Genomic DNA, 14,091 nt, shown 5'->3' on the forward strand with positions numbered 1-14,091 from the left:
CGGCGATCAGAGAGGAGTAAATCACATGAGTCTGAACGTTTTCTGGTTTTTACCGACCCACGGAGACGGTCGTTATTTGGGCACCGACAAAGATGCCCGCACCGTTGACCACGGCTATCTGCAACAAGTGGCGCAGGCGGCTGACCGTCTGGGCTTCGGCGGCGTGTTGCTGCCAACCGGCCGTTCGTGTGAAGACTCCTGGCTGGTAGCCGCCTCGCTTATCACCGTGACGCAAAAGCTAAAGTTTCTGGTGGCGCTGCGCCCGGGGATTATCTCCCCGACCCTTGCGGCGCGTCAGGCGGCGACGCTCGACAGGCTGTCCGGCGGCCGCGCGCTGTTTAATCTGGTTACCGGTGGCGACCCGGCCGAGTTGGCAGCCGAAGGTTTACACCTCAGCCATAAAGAGCGTTATGAATCAGCGGCCGAGTTCACTCGCATCTGGCGACGCGTGCTGGAAGGTGAAACCGTCGATTACCAAGGCAAGCACATTCACGTTAAAGGGGCCAGCCTGATGCAGCCGCCGGTGCAGTTCCCGCGCCCGCCGCTCTATTTCGGTGGCTCTTCGGATGAAGCGCAGGACCTGGCCGCCGAGCAGGTTGAGCTGTACCTCACCTGGGGCGAACCCCCGCACTTAGTGAAAGAGAAAATCGAGCAAGTACGCGCCAAGGCCGCCGCTCAAGGGCGTACCATTCGCTTCGGCATTCGCCTGCACGTCATCGTGCGCGAAACCACCGAAGAGGCGTGGCAGGCGGCGGATCGCCTGATTGCCAATCTTGACGATGAAACCATCAAGAAAGCGCAGGCCGCCTTCGCGCGCACTGACTCCGTGGGCCAGCATCGCATGGCGGCGCTGCACGGCGGTGACCGCAACAAACTGGAAATCAGCCCGAATCTGTGGGCCGGCGTGGGGCTGGTACGCTCCGGCGCGGGCACGGCGCTGGTGGGCGATGGCCCAACCGTCGCCGCCCGCATGCAGGAGTACGCCGATTTAGGCATCGACACCTTTATCTTCTCCGGCTACCCGCATCTCGAAGAAGCCTATCGCGTCAGCGAGTTGCTGTTCCCGCATCTGGATCTGGCGAAACAGGATCAGGACAGCACGGTAAAACGCGCCATTGAGGCCCGCGGCGAACTGGTGGCCCATGACTTCGCGCCAAAACACGCTTCAGCCGAGCAGTAAGGAAGATCAGCATGCATAGCAAAACCTCACATCGCTGGCTGGACCGGATTTTGCCGTGGATTGTTCCGGTAGCGCTGATTGGCGGGTGGCAACTGGCGGTTGAAGCCGGATGGCTGTCAGACCGCATTTTGCCTGCCCCGAGCGCGGTTATCGAAGCATTCTGGACATTAGCCAAAAGCGGCGACCTGTGGCAAAACCTGAAAATCAGTACTTATCGCGCCCTGATTGGCTTTGTGATTGGTGGCAGTCTGGGGCTGCTGCTGGGCTTTATCACCGGCCTGTCGCGCTGGGGTGAACGCCTGCTCGACAGCTCCTTGCAGATGCTGCGTAACATTCCGCATCTGGCGCTGATCCCACTGGTGATCTTATGGTTCGGCATCGACGAAACCGCCAAGATTTTCCTGGTGGCGCTCGGCACCCTGTTCCCTATTTACCTCAACACCTACCACGGCATCCGCAATATCGATCGCGGTTTGCTGGAGATGGCGCGCAGCTACGGCCTGTCCGGTTTGCCGCTGTTTATGCAGGTAGTCCTGCCGGGCGCGCTGCCGTCAATCATGGTCGGCGTGCGCTTTGCGCTGGGCTTTATGTGGCTGACGCTAATTGTCGCCGAAACCATTTCTGCCAATTCAGGGATTGGTTATCTGGCGATGAACGCCCGCGAATTCCTGCAAACTGACGTGGTGGTGGTGGCTATCGTGCTCTACGCCATTCTCGGCAAGCTGGCGGATATTCTGGCCCGTTCGCTTGAGAGCGTTTGGCTGCGCTGGCACCCCGCTTATCAGAAAAAACAAGGAGATGCCGTATGAGCAACACCACTCGTATTCCTCAGGGCACGCCGGTGACCTTGTCCGGCATCAGCAAAAAGTATGGCAACCGCACGGTGCTCAAAGACATTAACCTGCGCATTGCGCCCGGGCAGTTTGTCGCCGTGGTCGGCCGCAGCGGCTGTGGTAAAAGCACCCTGCTGCGCCTGCTGGCCGGTCTGGAGAAAACCACTCAGGGCGAGCTACTCAGCGGCAGTGCGCCCCTAAGCCACGTGCGCGATGACACTCGACTGATGTTCCAAGATGATCGCCTGCTGCCGTGGAAGAAGGTTATCGATAATGTCGGTCTGGGGCTGAAAGGCGCATGGCGAGAAGCGGCTCAGGCTGCGCTGGAAGAGGTCGGTTTAGCCGATCGCGCTAACGACTGGCCTTCGGCACTGTCTGGCGGGCAAAAACAGCGGGTGGCCTTGGCCCGGGCGCTGATCCACCGCCCTCGCTTGCTACTGCTCGACGAGCCTTTGGGTGCACTCGACGCCCTGACGCGTATTGAGATGCAGGGACTGATCGAACGCCTGTGGCAACAGCACGACTTCACCGTTTTGCTGGTAACCCATGACGTCAGCGAGGCGGTGACCGTCGCCGATAGAGTGATTTTGATTGAGCAAGGCGAGATAGGCTTAGATTTGCAAGTAGACCTGCCGCGCCCGCGCCGCAAAGGCTCGGTACGGCTGGCAGAGCTGGAAGCCGAAGTGCTGGAGAGAGTATTAACGCCTTCTGCGCCAGCGAGCGAGGCGCGTCGCGCTCAGGTTTAAGCTTTTCACTTTACTTCAGTTCACCAAAGAGAAAGGGCGATGTTTCCATCGCCCTTTTTTATGCCTATTGATACTTAATTCACCTGATGCAGCAATTAAGCATCCAGCGCTTTAGATACCTTCTCGAACAGGTCGCCGGAGAGGTTTTCCAGCCCTTTCAACTGCTCCAGTGCGTTACGCATCAGCGCCTGACGCTGGCTGTCATAGCGTTTCAGGCGGATCAGCGGCTCAACCATGCGCGCGGCAACCTGCGGGTTACGGCTGTTCAGGTCGGTTAGCATCTCCACCAGGAACTGATAGCCACTGCCATCGACCGCGTGGAACGCAGAAGGGTTAGCTGAAGCAAAGGCCCCCACCAGCGAGCGAACGCGGTTCGGGTTGCTCATGGTGAAGGAGCGGTGAGTCAGCAGCGAACGCACTTTCTGCAAGACATCCGCCGCCGGGCTGGTGGCCTGCTGAATGAACCATTTGTCCATCACCAGACCATCCTGATGCCAGCGCTCGTCGTAAGCCGCCAGCAAGGCTTCACGGCAAGGCAGCTGGGCAGAAACCGCCGCAGACAGCGCCGCCAGTGAGTCAGTCATGTTGTCAGCTTGTTCGTACTGGGCTTTCACAATCTTGTCAGCCTGAGCCACGTCGCCAAAGGCCAGAAAGTGCAGGCAAATGTTGCGCAGTGCGCGTTTGCTGATATCGGCATGGGTCACGCGGTAAGCCGGCAGGCTATTGGCATGGTAAACGGCGAGGAATTCGTCGCTCATTTCCGTCGCCAGGCAGCGAGTAATGGCTTCATGAACCGCGCTGATGGCTTCTGGATCGATAACGTCGAACAGTTCCGCGATTTCGTTTTCCGACGGCAGAGTCAGGATCTGCGCCGCCAGGCCCGGATCGATATTCTCATCCAACAGCACCGCGCGGAAAGCGTCGGCCACGTGCAGCGGCAGAGACAACGGCTGTTTCTGCTGATGGCGCGCCACGTTCAGTTTGATGTAAATCGCCAGCAGGCTCTGGGCTGAATCCCAACGCGAGAAGTCGTTACGCGCGTGTTTCATCAGGAAGGTCAGCTGGTGATCGCCATATTTGTAATCCAGTTTCACCGGCGCGGAGAACTCGCGCAGCAGCGACGGCACCGGCTGGTATTCCACATCTTCAAAGATGAAAGTCTGCTCAGCTTCGGTCACGTTCAGCACATTGCTGACCACGCCGCCGTTCTGTTTCAGCGCAATCACATTGCCTTGTGGATCATAGAGTTCGATATCCAAAGGAATGTGCAGAGGCAGCTTCTCAGACTGGTCCGGCGTCGCTGGGGTTCTCTGGCTGACGGTCAAGGTGTACTGCTGTTTTTCCACGTCATAGTCGTCGCGCACGGTCAGCACCGGCGTACCCGACTGGCTGTACCAGCGGCGGAACAGGGAGAGATCAACGTTGGACGCATCTTCCATCGCCTGTACGAAGTCGTCGCAGGTGGCCGCGCTGCCGTCATGGCGTTCGAAATAGAGCTGAATACCGGCCTGGAACTTCTCTTCGCCCAGCAAGGTGTGCAGCATACGGATGACTTCTGAACCCTTCTCATACACGGTCAGCGTATAGAAGTTGTTCATTTCGATGACTTTTTCCGGGCGAATTGGGTGCGCCATTGGGCTGGCGTCTTCTGCAAACTGCGCGGCGCGCATCACGCGCACGTTGTCGATACGGTTAACAGAGCGTGAACCCAGATCAGAGCTGAACTCTTGGTCACGGAAGACGGTCAGGCCCTCTTTCAGGCTCAGTTGGAACCAGTCGCGGCAGGTCACGCGGTTGCCGGTCCAGTTGTGGAAGTATTCGTGGCCGATCACCGCTTCAATGCCCAAGTAGTCTTTGTCGGTGGCGGTTTCTGCTTTCGCCAGCACGTATTTGGAGTTGAAGACGTTCAGACCTTTGTTCTCCATCGCGCCCATGTTGAAGAAATCAACGGCAACGATCATGAAGATGTCGAGGTCATATTCGAGGTTGAAACGGGTTTCATCCCACTTCATGGACTGCTTCAGAGACTCCATAGCCCAGTCGGCGCGGTCCAGATTGCCACGGTCAACGAACAGCTCCAGCGCCACGTCGCGGCCTGAACGGGTCTTAAAGGTGTCGCGCAGCACGTCGAAATCCCCCGCCACCAGCGCAAACAGGTAGCAAGGTTTTGGGAACGGGTCTTCCCATTTAATCCAGTGTTTGCCGCCTTCCAGCTCGCCCTGATCAATACGGTTGCCGTTGGACAACAGGTACGGATAGCGCGCTTTGTCAGCCACGATGCGGGTGGTGAAGCGCGCCAGAACGTCCGGGCGGTCCAGATAATAGGTGATGTTGCGGAAGCCTTCGGCTTCACACTGAGTACAGAGCGCCACGCCAGACAGGTAAAGCCCTTGCAGCGCGGTGTTTTTGGACGGGTGAATTTCGTTGACGATGCTCAGTTCAAAGGCATCCGGCAGACGGTCGATCGTCAGCGTGTTTTCAGTCAACTGGTAGCTTGGCCAATCCTGACCATTCACTTTCAGGCTAATCAGCGTCAGTCCTTCACCATCCAGCACCAGCGAAGCGCCTTCCGCACCCTGGCGTTTAATCTGGCTGACCGCGGTCACTACCGTGGTTTCTGCATCAAGTTCAAAGTTGAGATCGATGTCGGTGATGGTGTAATCCGGCGCACGGTAGTCGTGGCGATATTTGGCTTGTGGCAGTTGAGTCATAAAAAACCTTTTAACGTTTTCGTCAATCTTGACGACGTTTGTTGTTGGGTTAGACACCAGAGCATCCCTTAACGGCGATCCTATAGCTTGAAAAGCTTTCCTAAACTTTACCACAGGCACCTGAAATTCCCAGATTGTTACAGGCTTGTGAGTCTGTTAGGACACGTTTTGTTCAGCACGGGCAATCTGGCTCTGCCCTCTCCGGCCTCCGATGGCGGGTTGATTAATTAACAAGCCAGTCTTTTATGCTTAATTATCGTGTTTAACCCATGAATTCAAAATTTAAAACCGCACGCTAATCATTAGCATGGTTGTTAATACCATGTATCCAAGAGGTTAATAAAAAATGAGCGGTATAGCTGCGCCCGGAGTGGATTCGACTTACTCTAAAAATAATCATAACCCTACGCTGTCGGCTCGCATCGACGCACTCCCACCTACGGCCGGACTATGGCGCTTTATCGTTTTGCTCTCGCTTGGCGGTTTTTTCGAACTGTATGACCTGTTCCAGACGGGCTATATCAGCTCGGGCCTGGTGGCTGAGAATATCTTCCACGTCGGCGCGGCCGGGATTTTCGGCATTGCCGATCAGGCGGCGTTTGCCTCCAGCACCTTTTTAGGACTGTTTGTCGGCGCCAGCCTGCTGGCGCCCAACGCCGACCGTTTTGGCCGCCGCATGACCTTTATGTTCGCGCTGGTCTGGTACGGCTTTTTCTCCTTATTAATGGCTTTTCAACACAGCGCCGAAGGAGTAATTCTTTGCCGCTTCTTAGTGGGCATTGGGCTGGGTCTGGAGCTAGTAACCATTGATACCTATCTGAGCGAATGGGTGCCGACGCGCCTGCGCAGCCGGGCCTTCGCCTTCGCCTTCTTCATTCAGTTCCTCTCGGTTCCGGCGGTGGCATTAATGTCATGGTGGCTGGTGCCGCAGACCTTCTTTGGCCTCAGCGGCTGGCGTTTCGTGGTGATTGCGGGAGCGGTGTGCTCGATTGTCATCTGGCTGGTGAGGAAGAATCTGCCGGAGTCGGCCCGCTGGCTGGCGCAGCAGGGGCGGCACGAAGAGGCTCATAAAGTCGTCACGGAGATGGAAAAGCGTTGCGGCGTCAGCCACAGCCCGGCCTATGTGCCGACGGCGGCGCGCGCAGAACCGCCACGAAAAAGCACCTTTAAAGAGATTTGGGCACCTGAGTATCGTTCGCGCACGCTTATGCTGATGGTGATGAACTTCTTTCAGGCCATCGGCTTCTTTGGCTTTGGTAACTGGCTGCCCGCCCTGCTCTCCGGCCAGGGCACGACGCTGACCCATAGCCTGCTGTACGCCTTCTTTATTACTCTGGCCTATCCGCTGGGTTCGCTGATTTGCAGCCGCTACGCCGATAAAATTGAAAACAAATGGCAGATTGTTCTCTCTTCATTAATGACGGTGATTTTCGGCACGCTATTCGCTTTCCAGAGTAATGCCCTGATGCTAATTATTTGCGGCTTCCTCATCACCTATTCCAATGCGTGGCTAACCTACAGCTATCACGCTTATCAGACCGAGGTGTTTCCGACCCACATTCGCGCCCGCGCGGTGGGCTTCTGCTACTCCTTTAGTCGGCTTTCTACCGCCTTCAGCAGCATTATGATCGGTTTGATTTTGCAATACGCAGGAACCGGCGGGGTGATCGCGTTTATCGTGATCAGCATGTTAATTGTCATGCTCGTGATTGGCCTGTTCGGGCCGAAAACTCGCGGCATTAATTTGGAAAACATTTAGCCAAACACGCCGGGTGACGCCCGCTGCCCGGCATTTTTGTTATTTAAATGTGATCAGACCTGGCATTTCGCCTTGCAAAATAGTTAACAGAAAGAGCCTTTGTGGGCGGAAGCGCACATTTAATCCTCGACCCATCGCGGACAATTATGATGTGATGTGGGTTCTTTCGCAGGATATTACGGTATACTTCACAGACTTTGCTGTTTTATCCAGAACGCTTTTTTATCTGGAATGGTTGTGTACAGGCAAACTGCCTACCTATGTAATGTAACGGTGATTGCCGACGACCCTTTCTGACGAGGATGCTGTAAACGCGCTATGACTCCATACGCCTCCCCGATTTTGACTTCGCTGCTAGATACCGATGCCTACAAGCTTCATATGCAGCAAGCGGTCTACCATCGCTACCACAATATTAGCGTGGTCGCAGAATTCCGCTGCCGTGGTGATGAGCTGCTGGGCGAATACGCCAGCGAAATCCGTCAACAAATCGAGATGATGAGCCAACTGGCCCTGACCGATGAGGAATTTACTTATCTGTCCGGCCTGCCGTTCTTCAGCAACGATTACCTTAACTGGCTGAAAACTTTCCGCTATAACCCAGAGCATGTCACGGTTTCCGACCGCGACGGGCATTTGCACGTGCGCATCGCCGGTCCATGGCGCGAAGTGATCATGTGGGAAGTGCCGCTGCTCGCCGTGATAAGCGAAGTGGTACATCGCCAGCGTTCGCCGCAGGTCACGGCCCAAATGGCCATCGACCAGCTACGTAAGAATCTGGCACGCTTCAAAGAAGAAGCCGCCGACGTCGATATTTCTCGCTTCCGCCTGATGGACTTCGGCACCCGCCGTCGTTTTACCGGCGAAGTGCAGCGCGCCATTGTCAGCACGCTGAAAGAGGAATTCCCGTACTTAGTCGGCACCAGCAACTATGATTTGGCGCACCAGCTGAAATTATCTCCGGTCGGCACCCAAGCCCACGAGTGGTTCCAGGCGCATCAGCAAATTAGTCCGGTGCTGGCTAATAGCCAACGCGCCGCGTTGCAGGCCTGGCTGGATGAGTATCCAAATCAGCTGGGTATCGCCTTAACCGACTGCATCACTATGGACGCCTTCTTGCGCGATTTCGGTCCGAAGTTCGCCAATGCCTATGAAGGTTTGCGCCATGATTCAGGGGACCCGGTTGAATGGGGTGAGAAAGCGATCGCCCATTATCAAAAGCTGGGTATCGACCCGATGACCAAGACGCTGGTGTTCTCAGACAATCTCGACTTGGATAAAGCGTTGGACCTCTACCGCCACTTCCACACTCGGGTGAATTTGGTGTTTGGTATCGGTACGCGCCTCACCTGTAATATTCCTGAGGTGAAGCCGCTGAACATAGTCATCAAGCTGGTGCAGTGTAACGGTAAGCCGGTGGCTAAGCTTTCAGATAGTCCGGGCAAAACCATCTGTCAGGACAAAGCCTTCGTTAAAGCCTTACGCAAAGCTTTTGATTTGCCGCTGGTGAAAAAAGCTTCCTGATCAAAACGCCGTCGGCCATACCGGCGGCGTAATTTCCTCCCCCAGTTCTGCCCTTCCGCCCCCTTTAGACTTTTTCTTCCTTTATATAGCTATTATTTGCTTTTGCTTACTTGCCACTCATCAGCTTGATGCAACTGATCCCGCCACCGGTTTGGCGGACAAATGTTGTCTGGCGAAGGTGATTTCTGCTTGTGTCCTGAGAAAGGCTAAGTAACATAGCAAAATCCCTTTTTAAAGGGTGTCCATTATTTCTGAATCACCATCTGAATTTATAAGAAAGAGAGAAACCTATGAGCGTTGTGCCTGTAGTCGACGTACTGCAAGGCCGTGCTGCGGTTGACAGTGAAGTCACCGTACGCGGTTGGGTACGTACCCGGAGAGATTCTAAAGCTGGCATCTCCTTCGTCGCCGTTTATGACGGTTCCTGCTTTAATCCGTTACAGGCCGTTGTGAATAATTCTCTTCCAAATTATCAGGATGAGGTTCTGCGCCTGACCACCGGTTGTTCAGTTGAAGTGACCGGCACCGTTGTTGCCTCTCCTGGCGAAGGCCAGAGTTTTGAGCTGCAAGCAACGGCCATTAAGGTGGTTGGCTGGGTCGATGACCCGGACACTTACCCGATGGCGGCTAAACGCCACAGCATTGAATATCTGCGTGAAGTGGCTCACCTGCGCCCGCGCACCAACCTGATTGGCGCCGTGGCTCGCGTGCGTAATACCCTGTCCCAAGCGATTCACCGTTTCTATCACGAAAATGGTTATTTCTGGGTGTCGACTCCACTGATCACCGCGTCCGATACCGAAGGTGCTGGCGAGATGTTCCGCGTGTCCACGCTGGACTTCCAAAACCTGCCGCGCACTGATAAAGGCGAAGTAGATTTCAGCGAAGACTTCTTTGGTAAAGAAGCGTTCCTTACGGTTTCTGGCCAGTTGAACGGCGAAACCTACGCCAGCGCCCTGTCCAAGGTTTACACCTTCGGACCGACCTTCCGGGCAGAAAACTCCAATACCAGCCGTCACCTCGCCGAGTTCTGGATGGTGGAGCCAGAAGTAGCCTTCGCGACTCTGGATGACATCGCCGCACTGGCTGAAAGCATGCTTAAATATGTTTTCCAGGCCGTTCTGGACGAAAGAGCGGACGATATGGTGTTTTTTGCTGAACGCGTAGACAAAGATGCTGTTTCTCGCCTGCAGCGTTTTGTAACATCAGATTTCGCCCAAGTGGATTACACCGATGCTGTAGAAATTCTTATCAATTGTGGTCAGAAATTCGAAAATCCGGTTTCTTGGGGCGTCGATCTCTCTTCTGAGCATGAACGCTATCTTGCAGAGCAACACTTTAAAGCGCCTGTAGTGGTTAAAAACTATCCGAAAGATATCAAAGCATTCTATATGCGAATGAATGAAGACGGAAAAACAGTTGCAGCTATGGATGTGCTAGCACCAGGCATCGGCGAAATTATCGGCGGTTCTCAGCGTGAAGAACGTTTAGATATGCTGGATGCTCGTTTGGAAGAGATGGGCCTGAATAAAGAAGATTATTGGTGGTATCGCGACCTTCGTCGCTACGGCACCGTGCCACATTCAGGTTTCGGCTTAGGCTTCGAACGTCTGGTAGCTTATGTCACTGGCGTGCAAAACGTTCGTGATGTGATCCCGTTCCCACGTACACCACGTAATGCAACCTTCTAATTAACTAAAATATTTTCCAATTAACATTTTAGTTACACAAATAAGGCCAGCTTCGCTGGCCTTAGTCATTTTTAAAGATAGATCCCTGTCACAAAGTTCCGTAAAAATTACATTTTGTAATACATTTTTTCCTGCTGAAACATATTTGGGGGTTTGGTAGCATTTTCGATGTGGATTAACCCCCCTTCGGATGGAACACTGCGTTCAGACACAGGAGACACCAAACTCTCAAGAATAGTTCCCTAAAGAATTATTTACGGCAGTGGCAGGTGTCCAAATAAAACCAATGAGGGTAATAATAAATGATGAAGCGCAATATTCTTGCAGTGGTGATCCCAGCTTTGTTAGCTGCTGGTGCAGCAAACGCAGCTGAAGTTTATAACAAAGACGGCAACAAACTGGACCTGTACGGTAAAGTTGACGCGCGTCACCAGTTCTCTAAGAACAACGGTGATGATGGTGACCAGACTTACGTTCGTTTCGGCTTCAAAGGCGAAACTCAAATTACTGACCAACTGACCGGTTACGGCCAGTGGGAATACAACGTTCAAGCTAACCACGCTGAAAGCGCTGGCGACGAAGGCAACAAAACTCGTCTGGGCTTCGCGGGTCTGAAATTCGGCGACTGGGGTTCATTCGACTACGGTCGTAACTACGGCGTGATCTACGACGTAATGTCTTACACTGACCAATTGCCAGTGTTCGGTGATGACACCATGTACCAGAACAACGACAACTTCATGATTGGTCGTGCTAACGGTCTGGCTACTTACCGTAACAACAACTTCTTCGGTCTGGTTGACGGCCTGAGCTTCGCAGTTCAGTACCAAGGTAAAAACCAGAACGACCGTAATGCAGAAAGCACTGATGCATTCGGCAACACCGTTGTTGATAAAGGCACTGCTAAAAACCAGAACGGCGACGGCTGGGGCGCATCTACAGCTTATGCTATCGGTAACTCCGGTGTTAGCGTAACTGGCGCTTACTTCTCTTCTAACCGTACTGACACTCAAAAACGTGATGGTAACGGTGATAAAGCTTCTGCGTACGCGTTGGGTACTAAATACGATGCTAACAACGTATACCTGGCTGCATTCTACGGCGAATCTACAAACACCACGCCATACGGCGGTGACTTCAACAACATCGCAAACAAAACTCAGAACTTCGAAGTGGTTGCACAGTACCAATTCGACTTCGGCCTGCGCCCATCCATCGCTTACCTGCAATCTAAAGGTAAGGACCTGAACGCTCTGGGTACTGGTTTCGGCGGCGGCGATGCTGACCTGGTTAAATACATTGAAGTGGGTACCTACTACTACTTCAACAAAAACATGTCTACCTACGTTGACTACAAAATCAACCTGCTGGACGACAACGACTACACCAAAACTGCCGGTATCTCTACCGACAACGTTGTTGGCGTTGGCTTGCAATACCAGTTCTAATCTTGCTTAATCGAAGCACTTTCGGGTGCTTCACCAGCGAATGTAAAGGCAGAGCTTCGGCTCTGCCTTTTGCTTTTCAGCTTATCTCCTGCCTTTTCCATCATCAAAATTATTAATCTCGACAGCCGCCTCACAACTCTGCTTTCTTTTTACCGCAAACGGTTGGCAAACTGATTTTGAGGCGGTAACCTGAGCCCTCTTTCTGCTAAATATCAGGTCATGGAAGTCTTTCACATGTTTGAAAAAATCATTGCTGCTCCTGCCGATCCTATTCTGGGTCTTACCGATCTTTTCCGTGCTGACGATCGCCAAGATAAAATTAATCTGGGGATTGGTGTCTATAAAGATGAAACGGGTAAAACTCCGGTTCTCACCAGCGTAAAGAAAGCCGAACAATATCTGCTGGAAAACGAAACCACCAAAACCTATCTGAGCATCGACGGCCTGCCAGACTTCGCACGCTGCACCCAAGAGCTGTTGTTTGGCAAAGACAGCGCCATCATTGCGGCTAGACGCGCGCGCACGGCACAAACGCCAGGCGGCACCGGCGGCCTGCGCATTGCCGCTGAGTTTATCGCCACGCAGACTTCGGCTAAACGCGTTTGGGTCAGTAATCCAAGCTGGCCAAATCATAAAGGCGTGTTCAACGCTTCTGGTCTGGAAGTGGTGGAATACAACTATTATGACGCAGCAAACCATGCGCTTGATTTTGACGGCATGCTGAAAAGCCTGAGCGAAGCTAAAGCGGGCGACGTGGTGCTGTTCCACGGCTGCTGCCATAACCCTACCGGTATCGACCCAACAGAGGCCCAGTGGACTCAGCTCGCAGACCTGTCCGTGGCTAACGGCTGGCTGCCGCTGTTTGACTTCGCTTACCAAGGTTTCGCCAAGGGTCTGGAAGAAGATGCTCAGGGTCTGCGTATTTTCGCCGCTAAACATACGGAACTGCTGGTTGCCAGCTCCTACTCTAAAAACTTCGGCCTGTACAACGAGCGCGTAGGTGCATGTACACTCGTCGCCGCCGATGCAGAAACAGCAGATCGCTCTTTCAGTCAGGTTAAATCCGTGATCCGCGCCAACTACTCCAACCCACCATCACACGGTGCGGCAGTGGTAGCGACCATTCTTGGTAATGAAGCGCTGCGTGCTATCTGGGAACAAGAGCTGAGTGATATGCGTCAGCGCATTCACCGTATGCGTCAGCTGTTCGTGACCACCTTGCAGGAAAAAGGCGCGCAGCAGGACTTCAGCTTCATTATTAATCAGAACGGTATGTTCTCCTTCAGCGGCCTGACCAAAGATCAGGTTCTGCGCCTGCGCGAAGAGTTTGGCGTATATGCGGTGAACTCTGGCCGTATCAACGTCGCAGGTATCACACTGGACAATATGTCCCCTCTGTGTGAAGCCATTGTTGCCGTTTTATAATCACTGAATTCGGCAAACTAAAAAGCCCGTCAGGCAACTGGCGGGCTTTTTTTATAACTCTTATTACTGCCTGAGTGGTTTCACCCCACCTTTACCAGACCGGTAATTCATCCTGTAAAAACGGATTCGTTTTGCGCTCGAACCCTAAATCTGACATTGGGCCGTGCCCCGGAATGAATTTTATATCATCACCCAGTGGCAGCAATTTGGTTTTAATTGAGTGAATCAATGCCTGATGATCGCCACGCGGGAAGTCACTGCGCCCCACGCCACCACGGAAAATCACATCGCCAGACACGGCTAAACGGCTTTTCTCATTGATGAAAACGATATGCCCCGGCGTATGGCCCGGACAGTGTAAAACGGAGAGTTGTTCTTCGCCGACGGCGACCTTATCGCCCTCTTCCAACCATTGATCGGTTTCCAGAGGCGCGCAATCGGCTAACCCAAACATTCTGCTTTGGGTTGGCAGAGATTCCAGCAGGAATAGGTCTTCTTTCTGTGGTCCAACGATGGGTACCGAATAGTGCTGCGCCAGTTCCGCCGCGGCCCCCACATGGTCAAGGTGACCATGAGTCAGCAAGATTTGCTTAACATCGACGCCAAGAGATGAAACTTCCGCAATGATTTTTTCGGCTTCCCCACCGGGGTCGACAATGGCTGCCTGATTGGTTTCAGTACACCAAATAACCGAACAGTTTTGGCTGAACGCCGTGACAGGAATGAGATGGTATTTCATAAGGCTCCACGGCGGCTTATTTGTTCATCTTTTCA

Annotated in this window: 10 protein-coding genes; 8 read left to right on the forward strand and 2 right to left on the reverse strand. The window is 53.6% G+C overall.

Annotated elements, in window-relative coordinates; translation table 11 throughout:
* Nucleotides 1-25: 25 nt before the first annotated feature.
* The 3 genes from ssuD to ssuB are packed head-to-tail and all read left to right on the forward strand — an operon-like array spanning nt 26 to nt 2,759.
* A complete protein-coding gene (gene ssuD, locus ACT3RT_RS07160; protein ID WP_353501569.1) occupies nt 26-1,180 on the forward strand; it encodes an FMNH2-dependent alkanesulfonate monooxygenase in 1,155 nt (384 codons plus the stop codon).
* Nucleotides 1,181-1,191: 11 nt separating this feature from the next.
* Complete coding sequence (ssuC, locus tag ACT3RT_RS07165) at nt 1,192-1,989, forward strand: aliphatic sulfonate ABC transporter permease SsuC (protein ID WP_353501568.1); 798 nt, start codon at nt 1,192-1,194, stop codon at nt 1,987-1,989.
* Entirely contained in the window at nt 1,986-2,759 is a 774-nt protein-coding gene (gene ssuB, locus ACT3RT_RS07170) for an aliphatic sulfonates ABC transporter ATP-binding protein (RefSeq protein ID WP_353501567.1), read from the forward strand. The genes ssuC and ssuB overlap by 4 nt, the downstream gene beginning before the upstream one ends.
* A gap of 95 nt (nt 2,760-2,854) precedes the next feature.
* Here ssuB and pepN read toward each other — a convergent pair whose 3' ends face one another.
* Nucleotides 2,855-5,470: an aminopeptidase N gene (gene pepN / locus ACT3RT_RS07175; protein ID WP_496202741.1), complete on the reverse strand. Its 2,616-nt coding sequence runs from the start codon at nt 5,468-5,470 to the stop codon at nt 2,855-2,857.
* A 346-nt stretch (nt 5,471-5,816) separates the two neighbouring features.
* On the opposite strand from pepN, the gene ACT3RT_RS07180 reads away from it, so the two are divergent.
* The 5 genes from ACT3RT_RS07180 to ACT3RT_RS07200 all read left to right on the forward strand — a co-directional run bounded on the left by ACT3RT_RS07180 (nt 5,817) and on the right by ACT3RT_RS07200 (nt 13,317).
* Nucleotides 5,817-7,229: an MFS transporter gene (locus ACT3RT_RS07180; protein WP_353501565.1), complete on the forward strand. Its 1,413-nt coding sequence runs from the start codon at nt 5,817-5,819 to the stop codon at nt 7,227-7,229.
* A gap of 318 nt (nt 7,230-7,547) precedes the next feature.
* Nucleotides 7,548-8,753 carry a nicotinate phosphoribosyltransferase gene (gene pncB / locus ACT3RT_RS07185; protein ID WP_353501564.1) on the forward strand — a complete coding sequence of 402 codons (1,206 nt, stop codon included), beginning with the start codon at nt 7,548-7,550 and terminating at the stop codon, nt 8,751-8,753.
* A gap of 290 nt (nt 8,754-9,043) precedes the next feature.
* On the forward strand, nt 9,044-10,444 hold the full coding sequence (gene asnS, locus ACT3RT_RS07190) for an asparagine--tRNA ligase (RefSeq protein ID WP_496202742.1): 1,401 nt from the start codon (nt 9,044-9,046) through the stop codon (nt 10,442-10,444).
* Between the two features lie 302 nt (nt 10,445-10,746).
* Complete coding sequence (gene ompC, locus ACT3RT_RS07195; protein WP_353501563.1) at nt 10,747-11,892, forward strand: porin OmpC; 1,146 nt, start codon at nt 10,747-10,749, stop codon at nt 11,890-11,892.
* A 234-nt stretch (nt 11,893-12,126) separates the two neighbouring features.
* On the forward strand, nt 12,127-13,317 hold the full coding sequence (locus tag ACT3RT_RS07200; RefSeq protein WP_496202743.1) for an amino acid aminotransferase: 1,191 nt from the start codon (nt 12,127-12,129) through the stop codon (nt 13,315-13,317).
* A 91-nt stretch (nt 13,318-13,408) separates the two neighbouring features.
* On the opposite strand, the gene ACT3RT_RS07205 is transcribed toward ACT3RT_RS07200, so the two are convergent.
* Complete coding sequence (locus ACT3RT_RS07205; RefSeq protein WP_353501561.1) at nt 13,409-14,056, reverse strand: MBL fold metallo-hydrolase; 648 nt, start codon at nt 14,054-14,056, stop codon at nt 13,409-13,411.
* Between the last annotated feature and the right edge of the window lie 35 nt (nt 14,057-14,091).

Origin of the sequence: Ewingella sp. AOP9-I1-14 (assembly GCF_052375995.1) — a bacterium.
In the GTDB taxonomy this organism is placed as follows: Bacteria; Pseudomonadota; Gammaproteobacteria; order Enterobacterales; family Enterobacteriaceae; genus Ewingella; species Ewingella allii.